The organism is Lysobacter sp. M15, from assembly GCF_022662515.1.
Classification (GTDB): Bacteria; Pseudomonadota; Gammaproteobacteria; order Xanthomonadales; family Xanthomonadaceae; genus JAKPBU01.
Genome location: NZ_JAKPBV010000011.1, coordinates 511,844 through 538,267 on the forward strand (window position 1 = coordinate 511,844; position 26,424 = coordinate 538,267).

The window sequence follows — 26,424 nt, forward strand, 5'->3', positions numbered from 1 at the left end:
ACCAGTGATGGCCGCCGCCGTGAGGGGAAGTGGCGGCGGATGCGACGACCGGCGATCCCCTGCCCGCGCATGGGCCGGGAACAGGTCCGGCCACCCATCACTGAAGTTTGAACGCCGGCGAGACTGGGGAAAGGCCATTGTCCCGGGCGGGAGGGCGGCGCACACCCCTCCGTGGAGGGTGGACCTGGCTGACTTCCGTGGGGTCGTGCTCAGCCGGCCGCGACAGGCCCGGCGCGATCGCAACCCGCGAACAGGTCGCGGTGGCGGTCGTAGGCCCTGGTGCGGACCTGCATCAGGCCGAGCACCGAATGGAACAGGTTGTCGTGACTGGCAGGCTGCGCGGCACGCCGGCGCAGGCATGCCAGGTCGATACCCCGGTCCCGCGCCATATCCGGCGAGAACCACATCACCATCGGCACCTGGGTCTGGGTCGCGGGCGCGATCGCATAGGGGATGCCGTGCAGGTACAGGCCGTTCTCTCCCAGCGATTCGCCATGGTCGGACAGGTAGATCAGTGCGGTGTCGCGCGCATGCATCGCCGCGAGCGACGCGATCGCACGGGCCAGGAAGTCGTCGGTATTGAGCGTCGCATTGTCGTACGCATTGACGATCTCCGATCGGCTGCACAGTGCGAGATCGGGCGATTCGCAGGCGGGCGTGAACACGCGCAGCGACTGCTTGTAGCGCTTGTAGTAGCTCGGCCCGTGGTTGCCCAGCTGGTGCAGCACCAGCACGGTGTCCCCGCTGGATCCAGCCGCCTGGGCGAGATCGCGCAGCATCGCCTGATCCTGGCACCCATCCCGGTCGCAGTCGACCGGGTCGTGTCCATGTTCGAACGACTCGTAGGGCAGGCCCGTGCATACGCCCTTGCATCCGGTCTGGTTATCGCGCCATAGCGTGGCGATGCCGGCATGCGCCAGCACGTGCAGCAGCGACTCGGAGCGTTCGACCAGGCGCTTGTCGTACTGCGCATGCCCGTAGGGCGAGAACATGCAGGGCACGGACACTTCCGTGCTGGTACCGCAGGCGCTGACGTCGCTGAAGTTGATCGGGTCGATCTGCCGCAGCTGCGGCGTGGTCTGCCGCATGTAGCCGTTGAGCTCCCAATTGTGCGCCCGCACGGTCTCGCCGACTACGATCACCAGCAATCTTGGCTTCGTCGCTGGCGCCCGGCCCACGACCCGCGCGTCGGTGCCGACCGGGATGCGCCCTTGCCCGCCGTCCGGCAGGGCTTCCAGCGCCACGGTCGCCAGCGACACCACCCAGTTGCCAGGTGCGATCAGGTAACGAAGATCGTGGTGGTTGCGCATCAGCGACGACAGGTTCTGGAACGACAGCACGATCGCCAGCGCCGCCGTCAGTACCGAGCCCGAGAGGTAAAGCATGCGGACCGCGACGGCCTGCCGCAGCGGCCGGCGCCTCAGCCGTAGTCGCCACAGGAACAGCATCGGCGGACCGGCCAGCAGCGCCAGGTATCCGATCAGCGAAGGAGCGACCAGCTCGCGCGCCTCCTTGGCATCCGTGTGCAGCACGTTGCGCACCATCTCGGCGTCGACGTACACCGAATACCGGCTGGTGAAGTACACGCTGGCAGCGGTGATGGCGAACATCCCCGCCAGCAGCGGCTTGGCCGTCCAGCGGGTCGAAAGCAGGCACAGCAGCAGCATGCACAGCGCGGTCATTGCGACGAACAGGCTCGCTGCCAGCGCCATGCCACCGGGGCCGTGCAGCGCCGCCTGCACCGGAGCCGCGCTCCAGAAGGGCAGATTGCAGAACAAGGAGAAGTACACGCTGGCGCCGAATGCCACGCGCTCCTGGTCCATTTCCGGCCTGAACCCGAGGATGCCCGCAACCCGGTCGACCAGGTCGAATCGCGGCTTGATCGCGACGCTCATCCGGAAACAACCGCAGCAGGCAAGTCTGACGCGGGTCGTGCTGGAGCTTGCCGTGTCCACGGCAGCAACGACAGCGCAAAGGCGACCATCCAGCACAGCGTCGCCGTCCACACGTCATGCGACAGGAAATGCGCACCGCGCAGCTGCTGCGAGGCGCCGAAGACCAATCCCGCCGTCGCCCCGGCAAGCAGGCCGATCCAGCGCAGCCGGGGACGGGTCGCGCGGAAGAAGAAGTACAGGCTCAGCCATGCGTATCCGGCACTGGCATGCCCCGCAGGGAAACAGGCGCCGCGCGACAGCCCGACCGGCCGCAGGCCCAGCAGGCCGACATAGGGGCGCTCCCCGCCGTAACGCAGCAGGTCCCAGGGACAATCCATGTTCGACCAGGACTTGATCCAGGCGACCACGGCCGTTGCCAGCAGGGTGCTGACGGCCAGGTAGGCCAACGGCCCCCGCCAGTGCTGCAAGCCGGCGCGCGTGCGCGCGACCAGCCATGCCGCGACCACCACCAGCCACGCCGTCATGCTCAGATCGCGTCCGGCCGCGTGGATGATGGTGTCGGTGAGGAATGCGTGCCTAAACGCCCAACGATTTCCCTGCAGGGCATACAGCCGGTCCGCGATCCACAGATCGCCCTGCCCGGGCATCAGCAGCAGCGTCAGCACGGCGAATACCGAAAGCGGCAGCCAGAAATGCGCGAGCACGAAGCGTCGGCCCGCGAACGCGGACACCCACGCTTCGGATCGACCGGCACCGGGGATGGATACAGGGCCGCTCAAGCGGCGCGAAGCAGCAGGTGGCGTGGACAATCGGACAGAACCGCAGCGTCAAGGTGCGCACATGCTCGGTAGCCCGCTGTCGGAAGGCGGTCGGAGCGGTGTTGCCTTCCGGTTAAGCGCCGATTCGCGGCGCGGGCGATCGATGGCCCGATCTGACAAACTTCCGACAACAACGGCGGACAATGCCGCGATGGGAGAACCGCAGCGCATGCGCCTGCTCGTCGTCGAGGACAACCGCAACCTGGTGAGCAACCTGTTCGAGTACTTCGAGGCCAGGGGCTATACCCTCGATTCCGCGCCCGATGGCCCGACCGGGCTGCACCTGGCGATGAACCACGAATACGACGCGGTGGTCCTCGACTGGATGCTGCCCAGGCTCGACGGTCGCGAAGTCCTGCGGCGCCTGCGCGAGAGCGGCTCGGGAGTACCGGTGCTGATGCTCACGGCACGCGACGAACTGCCCGACAAGATCGCCGGGTTCCGGGCCGGCGCCGACGATTACCTGACCAAGCCCTTCGACCTGCCCGAGCTGGAGGTGCGTCTGGAAGCGCTGGTGGCACGCGCCGCCGGCCGCGGCCACAGCCGGGTCCTGCAGGTCGCCGACCTGAAGCTGGATCTGGCGACGCTGGGCGCCAGCCGCGGCGGACGCGAGCTGCACCTTTATCCGGCCTGCCGCAAGCTGCTGGAAGTGCTGATGCGGGCCAGTCCCGCGGCGGTAACCCGCGAGCGCCTGGAGCATGCGCTGTGGGGCGACAGCCCGCCGGACGGCAACATGCTCCGCTCCCACATCTACGAATTGCGCCGCAGCGTCGATGGCGCGCATGCGGTCAAGCTGATCCATACCCTGCCGCGGGTCGGGTATCGCCTGGCGGCGATGACGGAACCAGCAGACACCCATGAGCCCGCCAGTGATCCGGACAATGGCTAGGCCGGTCGCCAGAACCAGTCTGCGCCAGCGCATCCTGTTTGGCCTGTTCGGCTACGCGGTGCTGCTGACGGCCGCCGTGTTCATCCATGGCATGGTGGTCAACGAACAGGCCGAACGGCTGGTCTGGCAGAGCCTGCTCGAGAGCGAGCTCGATCATCTGCAGGAGCGCCGGCGCGAAGATCCTGGTTACCAGTGGGCGAACTCGCGCAGCATGGCGCTCTACGGCGACGGCGACACAGGCGCGCTCCCGCGCGAGCTGCGGCCGCTCGAACCGGGCCTGCACGACGACATTCCGGTGGAAGGCCGCGAGCGGGTGGTGCTGGTGCGCGATGTCGACGGCCGGCGTCTGTTCCTGGTGCTGGACATCACCGCGTTCGAGAAACGCGAGGAGGACCTGGCTCTGACCGTGGCCGGGTCGGCGGTGACGCTGATCGTGCTGCTGGGCCTGGCAATCGCCTGGGGGTTGAACCGGCTGGTGCGGCCGCTCAGCACCCTGGCCCACGACATCGGCGCGCTGCAGCCGGACCGGACCGGACAGCGACTCGCGGTTCCGGATTCGGCGACGAGGGAGCTGGAAGTCATCGCCAACTCGCTCAACGGCTACCTGGAACGCAATGAGCGCTTCGTGGAACGCGAACGCGCTTTCATCGATACCGCGAGCCACGAACTGCGCACGCCGATCGCGGTGATCGCGGGCGCCAGCGAGCTGGTGCTGGAGCAGCCGTCGCTCAGCGCAACTGCGCGCAACCAGCTCGCGCGCATCCATCGCACCGCACGCGATGTGGAGCACCTGATCTCGCTCCTGCTGGCGCTGGCCAAGGATCCTGCGCGACTGGAAGGCAACAGCGAGCTGGTGGCGCTGGACCAGCTGGTGCCGGAGATCGTCGAGGACCATCGGTACCTGACCGCAGGCAAGGACCTTGCGATCGTGGTCGAGCCCCTGCCCCTCTGCGAGATCGTCGCGCCGCTGCCGATCGTGCAGGCCGCCATCGGCAATCTGCTGCGCAACGCGATCGAGAACAGCGATCGCGGCGAGATCCGCATCCGTCTGCAGGCCGATGCCACGCTGGTGATCCAGGATCCGGGCCACGGCATGAGTCCGGAGGAAATCAGCGCCATCTACGCGCAGATGGCGCGCGGCGGCGGACGCGGCGGTGGCGGCATCGGCCTGGACCTGATCTCGAGGCTATGCGAACACCTGGGATGGACGCTGACGCTGACCTCGCACCAGGGACAGGGCACGACCACCACGCTGCAATTCCGGCGCGGTGCCTGAACCCTTCGCCGCTCGCCTGCTGGGTGCCGGTCCGGGAGACGGCCCAACCAATCCATTCAACCTTGCCGATACCAATGCAGCACGGCCGGTGGCAACCGCGTTTCGAGATCGATGTCCAGCGCGGCGCAGGCATCCAGACTGTCGCGGACGACGCGTCCGCCAGGGGTCGTCGCGGTCAGGCCTTCGAGCTCGTCGCTGCACAGCCTGGCCGATGTCCATTCGTACAGCCGCTCGCTGCGTTCCAGCAACGCGGCGCGCAGCCAGTCGCGGGCGGGCGCATGCACGCGGTGCCCGCGCCGCGACAGCGCATCCACGGCCGCCTCCAGCGCGGCAGCGGCGCCGCGTAGCCACTCGGTCTGTCCGCCTGCTGCGACGCGCACCGCGAGCGGTGCCGGCGCGCGGTGCGCGGACAGCGGCCGGCGTAGTTCCAGCTCCAGGTCGCGTGCATCGCGCTCGATTTCGGCTTCCACCAGCACCGCGCGCTCCAGGTCGAAGAATTCGAACCAGCGCGGATGCAGCGACGCGATGCGCGAGAGCGGATCGTATGAATAGCCGATCTTGCAGTGATCCTCCCAGACGCAGGGGAAGACGTAGGCGAAGCAGCGTCCGTCGAGCGACGGCATCTGCGTTTCGAACGCCTCCTTCACGGTCGACTCTCGCCGGGTCATGGACCTGCCTTCGTCAGCATCGACAACATAGTCTGGGCCAGGTGGGCACGGAATAACTAACGTGATCGCCGCTGGGCGCGCAGCCGGACGCGGACTCCGCCCTGACGCTTCATTCCCCTGTCCAACTCGGGGCCAAGCAAAGGGCCTGGACCGATTCCGCGTCAGCCGCATGGTCCATGGATGACCGCAACGCCGCCGTCGCTGCGTTGGACCGGATGACAGGGGACAGTCCGGGGCGACCCATGCGGATCGTGTCCTCTCTCGACCAGCTCGCCGCGCTGCCGCGCGACCGCACCGTCAACGGTTTCGGATCGCGTACGCCACTACGCCTGGAGATCCCGGCGGTGGCCCGCCATTCGCTGCTGCGCACCGAGCGCGCGCTCAACCGGCTGCAGTCCCGCTGCGGCTGCATGGCCGGCGCCATCGCAACCCTGATCGCACTCGGAGCCGGCGCAGCCGATCTGTTCCGCAGCGGCGCGCTGGCTTGGTCGTGGGACCTGCCGGTACGCGTCCTGCTGGTGCTCACGGCCGCCTTCCTGCTGGGCCTCGCGGCCAAGTTCGTCACCCTGGTGGCGACGCGCTGGCAGTTCGCGCGTGCGTGCCGCTTTCACGTCCGTGCACTGGCCCGCGATGCCAGCGACGGCCTTTCCGAGGAGTAACGCATGTCCACGTGCACGCACTGGGTCGACAAGGGCGTCATCGAATGCAAGCAATGGGCCGACCGCTGGACGCGGCGCTGCCAGGACTGGGGCAGCCGCACGCGCCGGGTCTGCGACGAGTGGAAGGACGAGGGCTACCAGGCCTGCGACCGCTACGAGGACCACGGCTACGAGAGCTGCAGTTCCTGGAGCAAGACCTGCAGCGACTGGCTGCCGTGGCCCTTGTCCTACATCTGCGACGCATTCGAATGGGTGTGCAAGGCCTGGGTCTGGGTCTCGCACTGGGTGTGCGTGGCCTTCGTCTGGATTGCGCACTGGGTGTGCAAGGGCTGGAGCTACCTGGTCGAGTGGTTCTGCGTGGCCTGGTTCTGGGTGATGGAGGCGTTCTGCACCGTCTGGTCATGGGTGGCGAAGCTGGTCTGCATCGCCTGGGACAACATCCGCTGCGCGCTGGTGGCGCTCGGCGAGGTCGTGGCCAGCATGGCCGGGCGTCGGCCCCGCCGCCGGCGCCGGATCCGGCACGTATTCGTGCTGATGCTTGAGAACCGCTCGTTCGACCACATGCTCGGCGTTTCCGACATCGCCGGCACCGATGCGGTCACCGGCCTGCCCACGCGTATCGACAATCTCCTGGGCAATCCGCAGTCCAATCCGGATCCAGCCGGCGGCGACATCGCGGCGGCACCGCGCGCGGACTTCGCGCTCAGCAGCGAGGTCGGCGATCCCGGGCATGAGTTCGACGACGTACTCGCGCAGCTGACCGGCGCCACCTGGCCCAGCGGCGGCATGCCGGGCTACCCGCCGATCGACAACGCCGGCTTCGTCGCCAACTTCCGCGGGCGCGGCTCGAGCGATCCGTCCGCGACGATGCGCTGTTTCGAACCCGACCAGCTGCCGATCCTCAACACCCTGGCACGCGAGTTCGCCGTCTGCGACCGCTGGTTCAGTTCGATGCCGGGGCCGACCTGGCCCAACCGCCTGTTCGTGCACGCCGCCTCCTCGGCCGGCCTGGACAACAGCCCCGGCACCTGGGACACGGTCACCACCACGCTCATCGACGGCTACCGCTTCGACAACGGCACGATCTACGACCGCCTGGAACAGAAGTGCCTGGACTGGCTGGTGTTCGAGGGCGACGAGACCCCACAGGTGTTCTCGCTGAGCAACATGAATCTCAACGCGCTGCAGGGACGCTTCCGCGACATGGAAGACTTTCGCGACTCGGTCAACGATCCGCAGTTCCCCGCGTCCTACAGCTTCATCGAGCCGCATTACGGCAACATCATGCCGTGGACGCCGGAGGACTACACCTGCGGCACCTCACAGCATCCGCTCGATGACGTCACCCGCGGCGAGCGTCTGATCAAGGACGTGTACGAGGCAGTGCGCAATTCGCCGCACTGGGAATCGAGCCTGATCATCGTCACCTACGACGAGAACGGCGGGTTCTTCGACCACGTCGTGCCGCCGCCCACGGTGCATCCGGGCGACAGCGTCACTGACAACGAGAACGTGCATAAGCACTTCGACTTCACCCAGACCGGCACCCGGGTGCCGGCGGTGGTGATCTCGCCGTGGATCGCGCGCGGCACCATCGACCACCTCGAACACGAGCACTCCTCGGTGCTCAAGACCCTGTCCGAACTGTTCTCGCTGGGCACGCTGACCGAGCGCGATCGCAGCGCCAACAGCCTGACCCATCTGCTCTCGCTTGAGGTGCCCCGCACCGACGCGCCGACCCAGCTGCCGGACGTGGCCGAATCGGGCTGGCGCTGCACCGGCGATGCGCCCGTCGACGAACCCGGCAGCGCCAGCAGCGGGCTGCGCAGCCGCGAGCAGTGGGAAGCCGAACGGCGCGCGCACCAGACCGTGGTCAGGCAGCTGGAGGCGCGCGAACCCGAACCGTCGATCCGCGGCTTCGCCCGGGTCGCGCTGCGGCGCTACCTGAGCCTGGCGCCCATCGGTAAGCGCGACGAGATCCTGGAACGGTTCATGCGCATCCGCAACAGCTACCAGGCGCGGGTGTTCATCCGCGAAGCGCGCGACGCCATCCGCCTGCACAAACAGGAGATGCCGCGGCGCGACGCCTGGCGGATCCGCTGACGCCCGGCGGACCCGCTGCCAGCGGCTGCGCCCACATCGGCGCCTTACCGCCGGCAGGGCGGACCGGCGGAATCCTTCGCGGCCTGGGACCGCTCGAAGCGTCCGTCCAGGGGCGGCTTTCACCCGGCCAAGCGGCGCTTGTGGTACTAGGCTGCTCACGCATGGAAGGCACCTACGACCACTGGCTGGTAATCCTGTCGATCGCCGTGGCGGTCGTGGCCTCGTACGTCGCGCTGGATCTTGCTTCCAGGGTGACGGCCAGCGCCGGTCGAACCGCGCGCTACTGGCTGCTGGGCGGCGCGGTGTCGATGGGCATGGGCATCTGGTCGATGCATTTCATCGGCATGCTGGCGTTCCGGCTGCCCATCCCGATGTCCTACAACGGACCGATCACGGCTCTGTCGCTGCTCATCGCGATGGTCGTGTCCGGTTTCGCCCTGTACACCGTCAGCAGGGAAAGCCTGCGGCTGCGGCGGCTGGCGCTCGGCGGTGTGCTGATGGGGATCGGTATCGCCTCGATGCATTACACCGGCATGGCGGCGATGGAGATGAGACCGCCGGCGACCTACGATCCGCCGCTGTTCGTGCTGTCGATCGCCATCGCCATGGCGGCGTCGTGGGCGGCGCTGTGGATCGCATTCCAGCTTCGCCGGGAGTCCTTGCTGTCGGGCTTCTGGCGCAAGGGTGGCAGCGCGCTGCTGATGGGAGCCGCGATCTGCGGCATGCATTACACCGGCATGGCCGCGGCGATCTTCTCGCCGTTGTGCTCGCCGACAGTGGGCGCTCCGATCATTCCCAACTTCTGGATGGCGGTCACGATCGGCGGCTTCACCTTCCTGCTGCTCGCCACCACCCTGCTGGTTTCGATCGCCGATGCGCGACGTGCGCGCGAGGACAGCCTTCACCAGGACCGGATGCAAGCGCTGCGGACGCTGCACGACCAGCTCGAACAGCGCGTCAGCGAGCGCACCGCCGAGCTGGCCCAGACCAACGACGCACTGCAGGTGGAGATCGCGCAACACGAACTGACCGAGCAGGAACTGCGTGAGAGCAAGGACGAAGCGCGCGCCATCATCGATACGGCGTACGACCCCTACATCGCCATCGATGCCGGAAGCGTGATCCTCGATTGGAACAAGCAGGCAGAGGCGCTCCTGGGCTGGTCACGCCAGGAGGTGCTGGGCCACAACATGGCCGAAATCCTCATCCCCGAACAATACCGGCAAGCCCATTACCGCGGTATCGAACGCTTCCTGGCGACCGGCAAGGGGCCGGTGCTGAACAAGCGCATCGAGATCACGGCACTGCATCGCGACGGACACGAGCTTCCGGTCGAACTGACGATCTGGCCGACCAAGCTGGGGGCGACCTACAAGTTCAGCGCCTTCCTGCACGACATCAAGCGCCAGCGCGAGATCCGGCGGCTCGTCGCGCAGACCGCGGCAGCCGCGACGTTGATCGAATCGGCCACGCTCGCCGACGCGGCGCCGAAAGTGCTCGAGGCGGTGGCCGCAGCGATGGGCTGGACGACCGGGGCCTTGTGGACGGTCGACGGCGGCACCATGCGCTGCGTCGAGGTCTGGCAGCACCCGGATACGGGCGCGTCATCCGGGGCCCTCCTGGACATGACGCTGGCCGGGTCGCTGGCTCCGGGAGAAGAACTTCCAGGCCGCATCTGGAGCAGTGGCAAGCCCCTTTGGGTCACCAATATCGCGCTGGAAGCCGATTCACCGCGCGCCCGCGCTGCCGCCGAAAGCGGGTTGCTCGGAGCCATCGGCTTTCCGATCCTCAGCGCCACGCAGGTGTTCGGCGTGGCTGAATTCCATGCCCCGGCGATCCAGGAACCGGATCCGGAACTGCTCGGGATCATGGACACGCTGGGAAGTCTGCTCGGCCAGTTCATGGCGCGGAAACAGGCGGAAGCCGCGCTGGCGGAAAACCAGCAGCATCTCGCCGAGGCGCAGCGAATCGCCCACGTCGGCAGCTGGGAGTGGAACCTCGCCGGCAACCAGCTCGCATTGAGCGATGAGCTGTACCGGATCCACAGGAGCGATCCGCAGGACTTCGAGCACACGCTCAAGGGTTATCTGCGCTGCGTCCATCCCGGCGACCAGCGGCTGCTCCTGCGGACGGTGGATCTGGCCTTCCGCCGGCAAGAGGCCTTCGATTTCGAGTATCGCGTCGTTTGCCCGGACGGCGAGGTTCGGGTCATCCAGACGCGGGGCCGGGTCCTGGTCGATGGTCACGGCCGGGTCACGGGGATGGTGGGCACCGGGCAGGACATCACCGAGCGCAAGGAAGCCGAGCAGCGCCTCCAGCAACTGGCGCACTACGACGTGCTCACCGGTTTGCCCAACCGGCGCCTGTTCCACGAATCGCTGGAAAGCGCGATGGCGATGGCCGACAGCCACGCCTGGCAGGTGTTTCTGCTGTTCCTGGACCTGGACAACTTCAAGGACATCAACGACACCCTCGGACATGCGGTGGGAGACGAACTGCTGCGCCAGGTCGGGCAACGCCTGCAGGGCTGCCTGCGCCTGCGCGACACCGTCGCCCGGCTCGGTGGCGACGAGTTCGGCATGGTCCTGCTGACTTCGAGCGATCCGCAGCTCGCCGCCAGGGTCGCCAACAAGATCCAGGACACGCTGGCGGTGCCGTTCGAGGTAGAGGATCACGCGGTGAGGACCACGGCCAGTATCGGCATCACCGTGTATCCGAGCGATGCAGGCGACATGCACAGCCTGGTGCGCTATGCCGACCTGGCGATGTACGAGGCCAAGCTGGCCGGCCGCAATTGCTACCGGTTCTACACCGAGGCGATGAACCTGCGGGTGCGCAAGAAGCTCGACCTGGAGCTGGCGTTGCGCGGCGCGCTGGAGCGCGAGGAATTCGAGCTGCACTACCAGCCCAAGGTCTCCCTGCGCAGTGGACGCTGGACCGGAGTGGAGGCCCTGTTGCGCTGGCATCGGCCTGGCCATGGGCTGGTGGCGCCCGCCCAGTTCATTCCGGCGCTCGAGGAGACCGGTCTGATCGTACCGGTCGGCGCCTGGGTGATCGCCGCGGCCTGTCGTCAGTTGCGCGACTGGCGGCGCGAGGGTTTCGAGCCGCTGCCGATCGCAGTCAACGTATCGGCCCAGCAGATCACCCGCAAGAGCCTGTTGCCGGCGCCGGCCGATCCGCGTCGACGCGTGCACATCGACGCCGATCCGCTCGGTCTCTCCTCGACCACCGCCGCCTGCCTGCTGGAGTACGAGGTGGCCGCGGGACACCTGGAACTGGAACTGACGGAAAGTGCCGTCATGAGTGATGCCGAATACAGCGTGGAAATGCTCAAACGCCTGAAAACCCTGGGCGTGCGGATTTCGGTGGACGATTTCGGAACCGGCTATTCCAGCCTGGCCTACCTGCGCCGGTTTCCGGTGGATACGGTCAAGATCGACGGCGCCTTCATCCGCGACCTCACGACCAACTCCGAGGACGCGTCGATCACCCTGGCCATCATCGACATGGCGCATCGGCTCAATCTGGACGTGGTCGCCGAATGCGTGGAAACCCTGGAACAACTCGAATTCCTGCGTGCGCACGGCTGCGACCAGGTACAGGGGCACTACATCGCCCGCGCCATGCCGGCATCCGAACTCGAGCAACTATGGCTCGATACCGGCGGGTTCGTGCAGGACGTGCTGCAGGACCTGGAGCCGGAGGTCCGGACTAGCGGTTCGCTGTAAGCGTCGCGCAAGCCGCGACCCGGCAGACCGCCGGTTGCAACCAGCCTCGTCCTGGACCTTCGGCGGTCAGGCCGCCCATCGCGTGATCGACGCGAGCGCTTCGGTCAACGGTGCGGGCTTCCCGAAATAGTAGCCCTGCGCCTGGTCGCAACCGTGGGCGCGCAACCAGTCCCGCTGCGCTTCGCATTCCACGCCCTCGGCGATGACCTGCAAACCCAGGCCGTGGCCGAGCGCGATCAGCGCGTTGCAGATCGCCGCGTTGCGCCGGTCGCGGTGCACGTCGGTGACGAAGGCGCGATCGATCTTGAGGAAATCCAGCGGCAGATTCTTGAGGTAGGCCATGCTCGAGAAGCCGGTTCCGAAATCGTCGATGGATATGCATACGCCTCCATCGCGCAGCTCCTGCATCGTCTCGCGTGCGGCTTCGGGCCAGCGCAATACCGCACTTTCTGTCAATTCCACCTGCAACGCGCCGCGCGGCAGTCCATGGGCCTTGCACAGGGCGCGTAGCGACTGCGGCAGGGATTCGGACAGGAACTGCACCGCCGACACGTTGACCGCGATGGCGACGTCGCCATAACCGTGCGCCGCCAGGCGGGTATGACTGCTCGCGGCCTCTTCCAGCACCCAGTCGCCGAGCGGCACGATCAATCCGGACTCCTCGCACAGCGGAATGAACTGCGGCGGAGGCACCAGCGTGCCGTCGGGCTGCCGCCAGCGCAGCAAGGCCTCGAGCGAGAGCACGCGGCCGTCGGCCAGCTTGCGGATCGGCTGGAAGAACAATTCGAACTCCCGGCGTTCCAGCGCCTGCCGCAGGCGTCCGGCCATGGCCAGGCGCTCGCTCGCCTTGGACGCCATCGCTGCGTCGAACTGCATGATCGCCACGCCCTCGCGCCGCGCCTGCAGGGCTGCCAGCGCCGCATTGCCGATCACCTGCTCGGCGCTCTCGCCGGCGCGTGGTCCGTCGGCAAGACCGACGCAGGCTTCCAGCGGATGGCTGCCGCTCTCGGTCTGCACCGGCGTTGCGGTCGCGCGCATCAGGCTGGCGAGCATTTCGTCGCGGCGCCGCGGGTCGACCGCCACGATCACGAACGATTCCCCCGGCAGATAAGCGGAATAGCCGTAGGCCTGCCCTACTTCGTCGAACCGTTCGGCCGCCGCGCGCAGGAGCGCTTCGCCAGTCCGGCGACCGAGCGTGGGTGCGACGAGTTCTAGGTCGCGCAGCTGCACATAGGCGATCGAATATCCGGCGTTGGCACCGGGCAGCGCATCGATGTGCTGGACCAGCGCCTCCACGTTGAGCATGCCCGTGGTGGTGTCGTGGGTCGCGCGCCAGGCCAGCTCACGTTCGTAGGAGACGCGCTCGCTCACGTCCTCGGCTAGGACCAGTCGCGCCGGCCGGCCGGCAAACGTAATGCTGCTGCTGTGCACGCGCACTTCGAGGTGGCGACCCTCGCGGGTCTGATGGATCCAGACCCGATCGCTGTTGCCGAGGTCCGGAAGATCCCGCAGCGATGTACGCACCGCATCGGATTCGTCGCGGGGACGGATATCAAGGATGCTCATCGCGAGGAACTCTTCGCGCGAATAGCCGTAGTTGCGGATCGCCGCTTCGTTGACGGCCAGGAAACGCAGCGTCTGGGTATCGAAGACCCAGAACGGCAGCGGATTGCGTTCGAACAGTTCGCGGAACTGCGATTCGGCCTGTTCGATCCGGTCCGTGGCTTCGCGGCGGTCGGTGATGTCGACGATGGTGCCGGTCATCCGTTCGACGCCGCGCGCATCGGCGACCAGCGCGCCTCGATCCTTGATCCAGCGGATGCGGCCATCCGGAAGAACGACGCGAAATTCGGACCGGAACGGGACCCGTTGTTCGCTGGCCTCGACGAACTCCGCCCGGACCCGGTCGCGATCCTCCTCATGCATGCGTGCGAAGAATGGCTCAATCGAAAGCGGCCCGTCGCTGGGCTCGAAGCCGAACAGTTCCGCGGCCTGCGCCGACACACGGACGTTGCCCTCATCGGGTTCCAGTCGCCAAACACCGGTGCGCGACGCATCCTGCGCCTGCCGCAGCCAGTCCGCGCTGGCGTGCAACTCGTCGAGCATCGCCTCGCGCGCATCCTCGGCCGCGGCCAGGCGGCGCACGAGAAACAGCAGCCCCAGCCAGTACAGCAGCGTGAACGCGGCCGCCCATGCCAGATGTTCCAGCCACTGCGCGCGCGCTTCGCGCAGGCCGATGCCAGCCGCGACCACCACCGGATAGCCGCTGACCGCGCTGAAGGTGGCCATGCGCGCGACGCGATCCAGCTCGCTGAGCAGTTCGAAGGTCATGGTGCTGCCGACGCGCACCGCGGGCAAGGGCACGCGACGGCCAACGTGGGCCTGGGTCGTGCCACTACGCGCCAGCACCGTGCCGCGGGCATCCTGCATCGAAATGCTGCCGTCGCGCCCGATGCCCAGGCCGGTGATCATCCGCTGGATTTCGGATGTGCGCAGGCGCGCCACCAGCCACTCCCCGGTGCGCGTGCGCAGCGCGATGGGCAGCAACCAGTCATTGTCGCGTCCGCGCCGCAACGGACCCAGCAGCAAGGGGCGCGCTCCGCGCGGCGCAGTCGCCACCCATTCCGGCAGCGACGGGTCCGGGGGGCCATCTGTCAGTGCGCGGCCCTGCGCGTCGTACAGCACCATGCTGTCCAGCTCCGGCTGCCGCAACAGCACGCCGCTGATCGTTCCGGCAAGCAAGTCCGGCGCCTGCGCGGGCGCGGCGCGGAAGAATTCCTCGGCATCGGCCACGACCCCCGCCATTGCGCGCTCGAGATTGCGCAGTTCGTACATGAGCAGGCGATCCGCGCTGGTCGCGGTCGCCAGGCTCTGGCGCCGCGCGCCGTCCATGCGCGATTCAAGGTCTTCGATCAGCAGCAATGACAGGCCGATCATCATCGTCAGACCCAGCAGCAGGCCCAACGTCCGCACCACCCGTACCGACCCCAACGACGGCGTGCCGGATTCTGACTGCATCGACCCCCCGTTCGCATGCATGCGCCTGGATTCGACCATAGCCGCAGCGTCCGATGCTCGCCGTGATAACGATGCGATTTTGTGATCGCCGGCACCGTCATCCGCCGGTTTCCGCGGGGCGGACGGCGGGAGTCAGCATGCCCGGGGCTCCGATGGGACGTTCAGCCCACACCGCTAAAGGCGATCGCCGGATCCCGCGGGGACTGCTCGCGCCGGCGGACCATGCCGCCCGGCCGACCCGGACGGTTTCCCATATCTGCCCTGAACGGGCCTGACCATGCGCGTTCGATTACGCGAACGGATCCTCCAGCACGATGTTGGCATCCCGATCCGGGCCGGTGCTGACGATGGCGAGCGGGCAGCCGGAGAGTTCTTCCAGTGCGCGCAGGTAGGCGCGGGCCGCAGGCGGCAATGCATCCCACTGGGTGATGCCGTGGGTGTTTTCCGTCCAGCCGGGGAACTCCAGGTAGACCGGCTCGCATTCTTCCCAGCCCTGCGCGTCCAGCGGTGCGTATTCGGTTTCCTTGCCGCGATAGCGATAGGCGATGCACATCTTCAGCTTGTCCATGCCATCGAGGATGTCGAGCTTGGTGATGCACAGGCCGCTGATGCCATTGATGGCCACGGCGCGCTTCAACGCGACCAGGTCGATCCATCCGCAGCGGCGCGGGCGGCCGGTGGTGGCGCCGTATTCCTGGCCGCGGTCGCGGATGCCCTGCCCGACTTCGTCGTCGAGTTCGGTCGGGAACGGGCCGCCGCCGACGCGGGTCGCATAGGCCTTGGCGATGCCCAGCACGTAATCGATCGCATCCGCGCCCACGCCGGTGCCGGCCAGCGCGCCGCCGACGGTGGTGTTGCTGCTGGTGACATAGGGATAGGTACCGTGGTCGATGTCCAGCAGCGAGCCCTGCGCGCCTTCGAACAGCACTTTTTTTCCCTGCTTGCGCAGCTCGTGGAGGATGCCGGCCACGTCGGACTTCATCGGCTCGACGTATTCGCCGAAGGCCAGCGCCTCGTCCAGCGTCTGCTGGTAGTCGACTGCGTCGGTGTCGAGATACTTGGTCAACACGAAGTTGTGGTAATCCAGCGCGGTGCGCAGCAGCTCGGCGAGCTGGTCGGGGTAATGCAGGTCGGCCACACGGATGCCGCGACGCGCCACCTTGTCTTCGTAGGCCGGGCCGATGCCGCGCCCGGTGGTGCCGATCGCCTTGCCGCCGGCGGCCCTTTCCCGCGCCTGATCCAGGGCGATGTGGTACGGCATGATGATCGGCGTGGCGGGACTGATCTTGAGCCGGCTGCGCACCTCGACGCCGTTGGCTTCGAGTTCCTCGATCTCCTTGCGCAGCGCACCCGGGTGCAGCACCACGCCGTTGCCGATCAGGCACAGCGCGTCGGCGCGCAGGATGCCGGACGGGATCAGGTGCAGCACGGTCTTCCTGCCGCCGATCACCAGGGTGTGGCCGGCGTTGTGGCCGCCCTGGAAGCGCACCACCGCGCCGATTTCCTCGGTGAGCAGGTCGACGATCTTGCCCTTGCCCTCGTCGCCCCACTGGGCGCCCAACACCACGACCGACTGACCCATTACGCACTCCTGGAGACGGAAAAAGCCGGAGGGGCATCGGGCCCCGTCCGGCTTTTGTGCATTATCCGGGTTTCATGGCGCCAGGGCCACCCCGCGCGACCGCCTCGCGCTAGCCGCTCCGCACCAGGAACAGCGCCACCAGGCCGGCGATCAGGATCGCGCCGCCCACCGTGCGCAACTGCTGGTCGCCCATGACCAGCAGCTGCTCGACCGCGCGCTTCCACGCGCCGGGCATCGCGAACAGGAACAGGCCCTCGATGACCGCGACCAGGCACAGGGCCGACCAGAGATCGCTCATGCGGCGCTAGCGGTCGTTGCGCAGGTATTGCAGGAACGGATCGTCGCGCTCGAGCACGATCACCCCATTGCCGTCGGCGAACGACCGGCGGTAGGCCTGCAGGCTGCGCTGGAAGGCGAAGAAGGCGGGGTCGGCATTGGCGGCGTTGCCGTAGATCCGGGCGGCTGCGGCATCGCCCTCGCCGCGCAGCTTCTGCGCATCGCGCTCGGCGTCGGCCAGGATCACGGTCTTGTCGCGGTCGGCCCGGGCGCGGATGGTCTGAGCGGCTTCCTCGCCTTCGGCGCGCAGGCGACTGGCGACCTGCTGGCGCTGTGCGCGCATGCGGCTGTAGACGTCGCTGATGACCTTGCTGTCGGTCGGCAGATCGATCTGCTTGATTCGCAGGTCGACGATGCGCACGCCCATGGTCGCGGCGCCCCGGTTGATGCCTTCCAACTGCGGCCCGATCACCTCGGAGCGGTTGCCCGAGACCACCTGCGACAGGGTGCGCGCGTTGATCTCGTTGCGCAGCGAGTCCTTGATGATCGGCGCCAGACGCTGTGCAGCCACTTCCTCGTCGCCGCCGGTGGCCCGGTAGAACGCGCGTGCGTTCTCGATCCGGCCCACGGCGAAGAAGTCGACGCTCACGTCCTTGCGCTCGGAGGTGAGATAGCGCTCCGGCGCAGCGTCGAGCACCTGCAGGCGGCGATCGAAGATGCGCACCGACTCGATCAGCGGCGCCTTGAAATGCAGGCCCGGGCCGATGTCGCTGCGCACCACCCGACCCAGGTTGAGCACCATCGCGGTCTGGCCCTCGTTGACGATATAGAACGAGCCCATCAGCAACAGCAACGCGGCGACCGCGAGCGAAATCAGCAGGGAAGGTCTCATCGCACGTTCTCCTCGTCACGACCGGGGCGATCCGGCCGCGGCAGGTCGCTGGTGGCGTTGACGGCAGGCGAGAGCAGCTCCGGCGTCAACGCGGCCGGCGGCGCCGGCGGATTGCCTGCGGTCGAGCCGGACATCGGCACGTAGATGAGCTGGCGCCCATCGCCGCCGATGATCTTGCGATTGCGCGCAAGCACCTCCTCGACCGTCTCCAGCCACAGGCGCTTGCGGGTGACGTCGGGGGCGTTGCGCGCCTGTTCTACCAGCAAGCTGAAGCGCTGAGCATCGCCGGTGGCACGGGCGATCGCGGCGGTCTTGTAGCCGTCCGCGACGGTCCGGGTCCGGGCCGCCTCGCCGCGCGCCTCGGGCACGATCTTGGCGGCGTAGGCCTGGGCTTCGCTGGTGAGGCGGTCCTTGTCCTGCTGGGCGCTGTTGACGTCGTCGAAGGCGGGCTTCACTTCTTCGGGCGGTCGCGCATTGGGCAGGTTCAATTCGGTCACCACCAGGCCGGTGCGGTAGGCATCCAGCGACTGCTGCAGCTGGGTCCGCGCCAGCGCCGCCAGCGCGCCGCGCGCGCCGAGCACGGTGTCCAGGGTGGAGCGACCGACCTGCTCGCGCACCACGCTCAGCGCGGCCTGCTCCAGCACCTTGTCGCCATCGCGGCTGCCGAACAGGTAGCGCTGCGCATCGCTGACCCGGTACTGCACGTTGATCTCCACGCTGACGATGTTCTCGTCGCGGGTGAGCACCGGCACGGTCTCGCTGAAGGTCTTGATCTGGGTCGCGGCCACCTTGGTGACCGTCTCGATCGGCCAGGGCAACTTGAAATTGGGGCCGGGCTGCATGATCCGCGCGAACTGGCCGAAGCGCAGCACCACGCCGCGCTGCTGCTCGGTGACCAGCACGAAGCAGTTGAGCGCCAGCCACAACGCGAAGCCGATGGCGAGCCAGCGGCCGATGCCGCCGCCGCCGAAGACGCCGCGCAGCCGGTCGAGGATCTCGTCGAGCCCGCCGCCGCCACGATTGCCGCCGCCCGATGGTCGCCATGCCGGGCGCTTGCCGTCGCGTTTGCGCTGTTCGCCGCCGTTGTCCGAACCGGTACCGTCGCTGCCCTTACCGGGCGTGTTCCAGGCCATGCATGCTCCAGGGTGGCTGCGGCGCCCGCGGGCGCGGCTGATCGATTCTACAGGGATGGTTCCGCAGCCCCTGCGGCCAGCAATGGCCGAAGCGGTGCGCCATCGGCCTGCGAGGCCAGACGCGCCGCATCGGCCAGGGCCAGGTCGATACGCAGGTTCCAGCCACCGGCGCCTTCCGGACCTTCGTGATGGGATTCGTCGCGCACCGCTGCAAGCGCGTGCAGGCGCGCGCGCAGGCGCCCGGCTTCGGGCGGAAGATGGACGTCGCCCTGCACCCGACGGGCGCCGATCATGCCGCCCACGGCCTCACGCAGCAGATCCAGCCCCAGCGACTCGCGCGCCGAGACCCAGACGCGCTGGCGGCCATCGTTGGGGATGTCGCGCCGCGGCCGGATGCCGGTTTTCATCTGGGGCAATTGGCCTGGCCCGGCGCTCGCCAGACCGCCAGGATCATCGAGGCCGGGTAGTTCGGTTCGCCCGCTCCCGGGCCCCGACGGGGCGGTGGGCTCGACCTGGCCGACGTCCCCGCTGCCGGCGTGGGGGGCCGCGGCGATCTTGTCGATCTTGTTGTAAACCAGCAATTGCGGGATGTCCCCGGCGCCGATCTCGTGCAGCACCGCGTCGACCTGGGCGATGCGCTCCTCGCGCAGCGGATCGGCAGCGTCGATCACGTGCAGCAGCAGGTCGGCGTCGCGCGCTTCGCTCAGGGTCGAACGGAAGGCGGCGACCAGTTCGTGCGGCAGATCGCGCACGAAGCCAACCGTGTCGGCGAGCACCACCGCCCCGCTCGCCACCTCGAGCCGGCGCACGGTGGGGTCCAGCGTGGCGAACAGGCGGTCGTCGGCGTAGGCCTCGGCCCCGGTGAGCGCGTTGAACAGGGTCGACTTGCCCGCATTGGTATAGCCCACCAGCGCGACGCGCGGCAGTTCGCTGCGAACGCGGGCGCGGCGCATCTGGGTGCGCTGGACCTCGACCTTGTCGAGGCGCTTCTGCAATTGCTCGACCCGCTTCTGCAGCAGGCGGCGGTCCGTCTCCAGCTGGGTTTCGCCAGGGCCGCGCAAGCCGATCGAACCGCCGCGCTGGCGCTCGAGGTGGGTCCAGCCGCGCACCAGGCGCGTGGCCATGTGCCGCAGCTGGGCCAGCTCGACCTGGAGCTTGCCTTCGGCGCTGTGCGCACGCTGGGCGAAGATGTCGAGGATCAGGCCGGTGCGATCCACGACCCGGCGTTCGAGCAGCTTCTCGAGATTGCGCTCCTGGCCAGGCGTGAGCGGATGGTTGATCAGGATGAGATCTGCACCGGTGGCGTCGGCGGCCGTCTTGATCTCGTCGAGCTTGCCGCTGCCGAGCAGGGTGGCCGGATTCGGGTGGTCGATGCGGGCGGGTAGCACGTGCGCGATGGTGGCGCCGGCCGAGCGCGCCAGATCGACGAACTCCTCCAGCAGGCCATCGTCCGGCGGGCCGCCGGCGTGGGGCTGGATGAGGAGCGCATGCTCGCCCTTGCGGGACCGTTCAAACAACTGGGTGGGCATGGGCGTTGGCGGGCTGCGTCATGCCGCGAAGATGGAGGCGGCGCTGGCCTGCTTCAACCGCGCCACGCATATCGCCCGGCTCAGGGGTCGCTTCGGACTGCCTTGGGCCGGCCCGGACCCGCACCGCCGGTGTCGGGGGCGAATGGCTCTCGGGTCGCGGGCGACGAGCATGCCGGGGCGTGCCCGCGGGACCTACTCCGCTTCGTCGCCGCCCTCGCCTGCGCTCTCGCCGGCCGCGACCTGTCCGCCGCCCGGACCGACACGTACGTTGCGTGCGGGCACGACGGTGGAAATGGCGTGCTTGTAGACCATCTGGCTGACGGTATTGCGCAACAGGACCACGAACTGGTCGAAGGATTCGATCGTGCCCTGCAGCTTGATGCCGTTGACCAGGTAGATCGATACGGGCACGCGCTCGCGGCGCAAGGCGTTCAGGAAAGGATCCTGCAAAGACTGCCCCTTGGACATTAGGTTTTCCCCAGCTTGGATTTTATTATTCCGGCCGGGTCGTTGCGCCCGGTCCGCATCGCCAGACCCGCTCCCCGCGGCGGCAACTGGCCGATGGTACACAAGATGGACCGCGGCAGCGCAGCACGCGCCGGTACTGCGTGTTCAGCTTGCGACGCCGTGCTCCTTCTCATGCCCGGTCCGGCCGGGACAATCGGCCGTCATCCGGACCCGGACCGGCTGGCGACGCGACAAAGCCTGCCCGCGCTCAAGCCGCCCGCGGACCTTCCCCATCCGCGGCGCCAGACGGAATGGCTCGCACGAACGCATGCGCCGCAGCGTTGAGTCGGACGGTGTCCCGCGCCGGGTCGAACACCAGCGCATCCAGCTGTCCGCGCAGCCAGGTGAGCTGGCGCTTGGCCAGCTGGCGGGTCGCGAAGATGGCGCGGTCGCGGAATTCGTCCACCGACATCGCGCCATCCAGGTACTCCCACGCCTGTCGATAACCGACCGCGCGCAGCGCCGGCAGTTCGAGCGGTGCGGGATGCGACTGGAGTTGCGGAACCGCGCGCAGCGCACGCACCTCATCGAGGAACCCGGCTTCGAGCATCGCATCGAAGCGGCGCTCGATCCGCTGATGCAGCACCGCCCGGTCGGCGGGGGCCAGCACCAGCTTCAGCACGCGCAGGGGCAGGCCGGTCCGCAGCGCCGCGTCGCGCTGCCAGACGCTGATCGGTATGCCGCTCAGGCGGAACACTTCCAGCGCACGCTGGATCCGCTGGGCGTCGGTCGCATGGATGCGCGCGGCGGCGGCAGGATCGACCTGGGCCAGCTCCGCATGCAACGACGTCCATCCGCGCACGCGGGCATCGGCCGCGATCCGCGCACGCAGCTCCGGATCGGCATCGGGCATCGGCGCCAGTCCACGCAACAACGCATGGAAGTACAGTCCGGTGCCGCCGGCGAGGATCGGCAACTTTCCGCGATCGCAGATGCCCGCGATCGCAGCACGCGCCTCGGCTGCGAATTCGGCCGCCGAATACGGCTGCCACGCCTCACACACATCGATCAGGTGGTGCGGAATGCCGCGGCGTTCCTCGGCGGTCGGTTTCGCGGCGCCGATATCGAGACCCCGATACACCAGCGCCGAATCGACACTGACGATTTCCCCACCCAGGCGTTCGGCCAGCTCCAGCGCGAAGGCGGTCTTGCCTGACGCGGTCGGACCCATGATGGCGATGGCGGAGGCACGGCTGTCGGCGGGCACACCGGCAATCATTCGTCGGGCCAGCGGATGTCCGGTCTGGACGCCACCCGCGGCATCGGCACTCCGGCGACGGCCGTCCACACCTTCAGCGCATCGACGGTGGCGGCGACGTCGTGCACGCGCAGCAGGCGCGCTCCCCGTTGCGCGGCGATCAGCGCGGCGGCGACGGATCCGTGAATACGCTCGCGCGGGTCGTCCCGGCCAGTCAGATCGCCGATGGTCTTCTTGCGCGACAGGCCTGCGAGCACGGGAACTCCAAGCTCGGTGAAGCGCTCGAGCTGCGCGAGCAGCTGCAGGTTGTGCGCGCGGGTCTTGCCGAAGCCAAATCCGGGATCGACCACGATCCGCTTCTTCGGGATGCCGGCCATCTCGCAGGCGAAGATGCGCTCGGCCAGGAAGCGGTGCACCTCGCCGACCACGTCGTCGTATCCGGGCGCATCCTGCATCGAACGCGGCTCGCCGAGCATGTGCATGAGCACGACCGGCACGCCGAGCGTGGCGGCCATGTCCAGCGCGCCTTCGCGGCGCAGGGCGTAAACGTCGTTGATCATGCCGGCACCGGCTTCGACCGCGGCGCGCATCACCTCCGGCTTGGAGGTGTCGATGCTGATCGGCAGCGCGGTTTGATTCGCGAGCTGTTCGATCACCGGGATCACGCGGCGCAGCTCTTCCTCCAGCGACACGTCCTCCGCGCCCGGGCGCGTCGACTCCCCGCCCACGTCCAGCGCGTCCGCGCCCTCCTCCGCCAATCGCAATCCATGCGCGACCGCCGCCTCGACCGTGGAGTGCAGTCCGCCGTCGGAGAACGAATCGGGGGTGACGTTGACGATGCCGATCACCCGTGTCTGGTCGAGGACAAGTACGCGTCCGGCACAGTCGAGTTGCGGGGTGGTATTGAACATCGGGAGCCGTTGGCTGGGTCGGACTGCCATTGTAGGAGCGCCTCCGAGCCCCGTCCGCGCCGCGACATCAATCCTGTCGCAACGCCTTCCGAGCCGCCGCAGCGGCCCTGGACATCGACCCGGATTGGACGAATCGAATCGTCGGCCCCCTGGCGCGTCCCGTGGGGCGCTCCCACGGAAAAACGGCGCCTGCTGGCGCCGTTTTTCGAACCGCGGATCGGGGTTCTCAGGTCTGCGCGGCAGGCCCGCCGATGGTGATCGGCTTGGGCTCCTCGCGCGCCGGGCCGCCCTTGCTCCAGCCCATCGGCGGCGGCGGGTCGCGGTTTTCCATGATCGCGTCGATCTGCGGCACGTCGATGGTCTCGTATTCGAGCAGCAGCTTGGCCATCGCGTGCAGCTTGTCGAGGTTCTCGGTGAGGATGGCGCGGGTGCGGCTGTAGGCCTTGTCCAAGATGCCGCGCACCACATCGTCGATCTTGCGCGCGGTGTCGTCCGAGACGTTCTTGTGCTGGGTCACCGAGCGGCCCAGGAACACCTCGTCCTCTTCCTCGCCGTAGGTGATCGGCCCAAGCTCGGACAGGCCCCATTTGGTGACCATGTTGCGCGCCATCTTGGTCGCGCGCTCGATGTCGTTGCTGGCCCCGGTGGTGACCTTGTCGTCGCCGAAGATCAGCTCCTCGGCCACGCGGCCGCCGTACAGCGAGCACAGCTGCGATTCGATCGCGGTGCGGTTGTAGCTGTACTTGTCGCCCTCGGGCAGGTACATGGTCACGCCCAGCGCGCGGCCACGCGGAATGATCGTGACCTTGTAGACCGGGTCGTGCTCGGGCACCAGGCGGCCCACGATCGCATGGCCCGCCTCGTGGTAGGCGGTGAGGGTCTTTTCCTGCTCGCTCATCGCCATGGAGCGGCGCTCGGCGCCCATCATGATCTTGTCGCGCGCCTTGTCGAAGTGCTCCATCCGCACTTCCCGGGCGCTCTCGCGCGCCGCGAACAGCGCAGCCTCGTTGACCAGATTGGCCAGGTCCGCGCCCGAGAAGCCAGGCGTACCGCGCGCAACCACCATCGGCTCGACGTCGTCGGCCAGCGGCACCTTGCGCATATGCACCTTGAGGATCTGCTCGCGACCCTTCACGTCGGGAAGGCCGACCACGACCTGACGGTCGAAGCGGCCCGGACGCAGCAGCGCGGGATCGAGCACGTCGGGGCGGTTGGTCGCCGCGATCACGATCACGCCTTCGCCGCCCTCGAAACCGTCCATCTCCACCAGCAGCTGATTGAGGGTCTGCTCGCGCTCGTCGTGGCCGCCGCCCAGGCCGGCGCCGCGATGGCGGCCGACCGCGTCGATCTCGTCAATGAAGATGATGCACGGCGCGTGCTTCTTGGCCTGCTCGAACATGTCGCGCACGCGACTGGCGCCCACGCCCACGAACATCTCGACGAAGTCGGAGCCGGAAATGCTGAAGAACGGCACCTTGGCTTCGCCGGCGATCGCCTTGGCCAGCAGCGTCTTGCCCGTGCCCGGAGGACCGACCATCAGCACGCCGCGCGGGATCTTGCCGCCGAGCTTCTGGAACTTGGTCGGGTCGCGCAGGAATTCGACCAGTTCCTGGACTTCTTCCTTGGCCTCGTCGCAACCGGCGACGTCGGCGAAGGTGGCCTTGGTCTGGTCTTCATTGAGCAGCTTGGCGCGGGAACGGCCGAAGGACATCGCACCCTTGCTGCCGCCCTGCTGCATCTGGCGCATGAAGTAGATCCAGATGCCGATGAACAGCAGCATCGGCAGGAAGTTCAGCACCACGCTCCAGAACAGCGAGCGCCCCGACGATGTCGGCGCCGCCTTGATCTCGACCTTGTGGTTGATCAGGTCGTCCATCATCCGCTCGTCGCGGCGCGGCGCGATGGTGGACCCCTGGCTGCCGTCCTTGCGCTCGAAGGTGATGGTCTTCTCGTCCTCGGCGATGTCGACCTTCTTGATCCTGTCGTCGCGCACGCTCTGGATGAACTCGGAGTACTGGACCTCGGTGCTCGCCGCACCGGCCAGTTTCGGGCTGAAGCTCTGGAACACCACCATCAGCACGACGGCGACGACCACCCACAGCATCAAGTTCTTGACCAAGTCGTTCATCCTGTTATTTCACACCGTTTACTGCAGGGGCTCATTGTCCGCGGGCCATCACCCGTCCACCGGGGTCCGTCCACCTTACTTCATCTGCCTCAGCTTGCCCTGGGCCAGCGCATACACCTCCGCAGAGCGCTTGCGCGAGGCGGCAGGCTTGCGGATCGCGACTTTGGCATAGCGCCGCCGCAGCTCCCGCACGTAATCGTCGAATCCGACGCCCTGGAACAGCTTGATCAGGAACGTCCCATCGGGCCGCAGATGGCGATCGGCGAAGTCCATCGCCAGCTCCGCCAGATGCATCACCCGCGGCTGGTCGACCGCGTCCATACCACTCTTATTGGGGGCCATGTCGGACAGGACAAGGTCGACCGGTTTTCCATCAAGACGGGCTTCAAGCTGTGATAGGACGGCATCTTCCCTGAAATCGCCATGAAGGAACTCCACGCCGGCCAGGCTGGGCATGTCGAGGATGTCCAGGGCGATCACCCGGCCCGGCCTGGCCGGCGCCATGCGCTCGAGTTCCTGGCGCACCCATTGCGACCAGCCGCCGGGAGCCGCGCCGAGGTCCACCACGACCATGCCCGGCTTCAGCAGCTGGTCGCGCGCCACCAGTTCCTCCAGCTTGTAGGCAGCGCGCGAACGCATGCCTTCGGCCTGCGCCTTCTTCACGAAGGGATCGGAAAAGTGTTCCTTCAGCCAGCGCTGGCTGGATTTGCTGCGGGAAGCCATGAGGCGGTTGGCCCTGGGAGGCGGCGGCCGGGCCGGGTGGAAGGCCCCAGCATGATACGCTAAGCGCCCGTTTTTCCTGCGATTTTGCTGCATGTCCACCGAGCTGACCGCCGCCCAGACCCGCTTCCTGCGCGGCCAGGCCCATGGCCTGAAGGCCATCCTCCAGGTGGGCGGCAAGGGCATCACCGATGCCCTGCTGGCCGAAATCGACGGCGCACTCGAGCATCACGAGCTGATCAAGATCAAGGTGGCCGGCGAGGACCGTGACGCCCGCGACGCGATGATCGGAACCATCGCCGACCGCGCTGGTGCGGCATTGGTACAGCGGATCGGGCATACCGCGATCCTCTACCGGCCTTCCCGGGACCGGCGCCAGATCGTGCTGCCACGGGCCTAAGGCCCGGATCTGGCGGGAACCGGCCGGGAACCCATCGAAAGTCCCGGGTCATTTGCCCAAGCCACGGTTCATTCAGCCAACCACAACCATCTCC

20 protein-coding genes are annotated in these 26,424 nt (G+C 67.8%); 6 read left to right on the top strand and 14 right to left on the bottom strand.

Annotated elements, in window-relative coordinates; translation table 11 throughout:
- Positions 1-209: 209 nt before the first annotated feature.
- Both MC380_RS10980 and MC380_RS10985 read right to left on the bottom strand, forming a co-directional pair.
- Positions 210-1,895 carry a phosphoethanolamine--lipid A transferase gene (locus MC380_RS10980; RefSeq protein ID WP_242164718.1) on the bottom strand — a complete coding sequence of 562 codons (1,686 nt, stop codon included), beginning with the start codon at positions 1,893-1,895 and terminating at the stop codon, positions 210-212.
- Positions 1,892-2,626 carry a phosphatase PAP2 family protein gene (locus tag MC380_RS10985; protein ID WP_242103223.1) on the bottom strand — a complete coding sequence of 245 codons (735 nt, stop codon included), beginning with the start codon at positions 2,624-2,626 and terminating at the stop codon, positions 1,892-1,894. The genes MC380_RS10980 and MC380_RS10985 overlap by 4 nt, the downstream gene beginning before the upstream one ends.
- 256 nt (positions 2,627-2,882) lie before the next feature.
- On the opposite strand from MC380_RS10985, the gene MC380_RS10990 reads away from it, so the two are divergent.
- Together MC380_RS10990 and MC380_RS10995 are read left to right on the top strand one after the other, a co-directional pair.
- The gene (locus tag MC380_RS10990) at positions 2,883-3,602 is read left to right on the top strand and encodes a response regulator transcription factor (protein WP_242164720.1); all 720 of its coding nucleotides are present in this window, start codon (positions 2,883-2,885) and stop codon (positions 3,600-3,602) included.
- The gene (locus MC380_RS10995) at positions 3,595-4,878 is read left to right on the top strand and encodes a HAMP domain-containing sensor histidine kinase (protein WP_242103220.1); all 1,284 of its coding nucleotides are present in this window, start codon (positions 3,595-3,597) and stop codon (positions 4,876-4,878) included. The genes MC380_RS10990 and MC380_RS10995 overlap by 8 nt, the downstream gene beginning before the upstream one ends.
- A gap of 56 nt (positions 4,879-4,934) precedes the next feature.
- On the opposite strand, the gene MC380_RS11000 is transcribed toward MC380_RS10995, so the two are convergent.
- A complete protein-coding gene (locus tag MC380_RS11000; protein WP_242164722.1) occupies positions 4,935-5,546 on the bottom strand; it encodes a GIY-YIG nuclease family protein in 612 nt (203 codons plus the stop codon).
- A 176-nt stretch (positions 5,547-5,722) separates the two neighbouring features.
- Here MC380_RS11000 and MC380_RS11005 point away from each other — a divergent pair, with 176 nt between their 5' ends.
- The 3 genes from MC380_RS11005 to MC380_RS11015 all read left to right on the top strand — a co-directional run bounded on the left by MC380_RS11005 (position 5,723) and on the right by MC380_RS11015 (position 12,036).
- On the top strand, positions 5,723-6,205 hold the full coding sequence (locus MC380_RS11005; RefSeq protein WP_242103218.1) for a hypothetical protein: 483 nt from the start codon (positions 5,723-5,725) through the stop codon (positions 6,203-6,205).
- 3 nt (positions 6,206-6,208) lie between these two features.
- Entirely contained in the window at positions 6,209-8,308 is a 2,100-nt protein-coding gene (locus tag MC380_RS11010; RefSeq protein WP_242164724.1) for an alkaline phosphatase family protein, read from the top strand.
- Positions 8,309-8,469: 161 nt separating this feature from the next.
- Positions 8,470-12,036, top strand: a complete 3,567-nt coding sequence (locus MC380_RS11015) for an EAL domain-containing protein (RefSeq protein ID WP_242103216.1) — start codon at positions 8,470-8,472, stop codon at positions 12,034-12,036.
- Positions 12,037-12,102: 66 nt separating this feature from the next.
- On the opposite strand, the gene MC380_RS11020 is transcribed toward MC380_RS11015, so the two are convergent.
- The 11 genes from MC380_RS11020 to rlmE form a co-directional block, all read right to left on the bottom strand.
- Positions 12,103-15,054, bottom strand: coding sequence for an EAL domain-containing protein (locus MC380_RS11020; protein ID WP_242164726.1), 2,952 nt, complete (start codon positions 15,052-15,054; stop codon positions 12,103-12,105).
- Between the two features lie 289 nt (positions 15,055-15,343).
- Positions 15,344-16,636 (bottom strand): adenylosuccinate synthase, encoded by a 1,293-nt coding sequence (locus tag MC380_RS11025; RefSeq protein WP_242103212.1) that lies wholly within the window; start codon positions 16,634-16,636, stop codon positions 15,344-15,346.
- 109 nt (positions 16,637-16,745) lie between these two features.
- Positions 16,746-16,934: a DUF2065 family protein gene (locus tag MC380_RS11030; RefSeq protein WP_242103211.1), complete on the bottom strand. Its 189-nt coding sequence runs from the start codon at positions 16,932-16,934 to the stop codon at positions 16,746-16,748.
- A 6-nt stretch (positions 16,935-16,940) separates the two neighbouring features.
- Positions 16,941-17,804 (bottom strand): protease modulator HflC, encoded by an 864-nt coding sequence (gene hflC, locus MC380_RS11035; RefSeq protein ID WP_242103209.1) that lies wholly within the window; start codon positions 17,802-17,804, stop codon positions 16,941-16,943.
- Complete coding sequence (gene hflK, locus MC380_RS11040) at positions 17,801-18,937, bottom strand: FtsH protease activity modulator HflK (protein ID WP_343223567.1); 1,137 nt, start codon at positions 18,935-18,937, stop codon at positions 17,801-17,803. The genes hflC and hflK overlap by 4 nt, the downstream gene beginning before the upstream one ends.
- A 47-nt stretch (positions 18,938-18,984) precedes the next feature.
- Complete coding sequence (gene hflX, locus MC380_RS11045; protein WP_343223572.1) at positions 18,985-20,454, bottom strand: ribosome rescue GTPase HflX; 1,470 nt, start codon at positions 20,452-20,454, stop codon at positions 18,985-18,987.
- 204 nt (positions 20,455-20,658) lie between these two features.
- A complete protein-coding gene (hfq, locus tag MC380_RS11050) occupies positions 20,659-20,934 on the bottom strand; it encodes an RNA chaperone Hfq (RefSeq protein ID WP_242103208.1) in 276 nt (91 codons plus the stop codon).
- A gap of 247 nt (positions 20,935-21,181) precedes the next feature.
- Positions 21,182-22,192 (bottom strand): tRNA (adenosine(37)-N6)-dimethylallyltransferase MiaA, encoded by a 1,011-nt coding sequence (miaA, locus tag MC380_RS11055; RefSeq protein ID WP_242164728.1) that lies wholly within the window; start codon positions 22,190-22,192, stop codon positions 21,182-21,184.
- Positions 22,189-23,082, bottom strand: coding sequence for a dihydropteroate synthase (gene folP / locus MC380_RS11060; RefSeq protein WP_242164730.1), 894 nt, complete (start codon positions 23,080-23,082; stop codon positions 22,189-22,191). Before folP ends, miaA begins: the two co-directional genes overlap by 4 nt.
- Positions 23,083-23,308: 226 nt before the next feature.
- A complete protein-coding gene (gene ftsH / locus MC380_RS11065) occupies positions 23,309-25,210 on the bottom strand; it encodes an ATP-dependent zinc metalloprotease FtsH (RefSeq protein WP_242103203.1) in 1,902 nt (633 codons plus the stop codon).
- A 75-nt stretch (positions 25,211-25,285) separates the two neighbouring features.
- The gene (rlmE, locus tag MC380_RS11070; RefSeq protein WP_242103371.1) at positions 25,286-25,933 is read right to left on the bottom strand and encodes a 23S rRNA (uridine(2552)-2'-O)-methyltransferase RlmE; all 648 of its coding nucleotides are present in this window, start codon (positions 25,931-25,933) and stop codon (positions 25,286-25,288) included.
- A gap of 91 nt (positions 25,934-26,024) precedes the next feature.
- Here rlmE and yhbY point away from each other — a divergent pair, with 91 nt between their 5' ends.
- On the top strand, positions 26,025-26,330 hold the full coding sequence (gene yhbY, locus MC380_RS11075) for a ribosome assembly RNA-binding protein YhbY (protein ID WP_242103202.1): 306 nt from the start codon (positions 26,025-26,027) through the stop codon (positions 26,328-26,330).
- Positions 26,331-26,424: the final 94 nt, after the last annotated feature.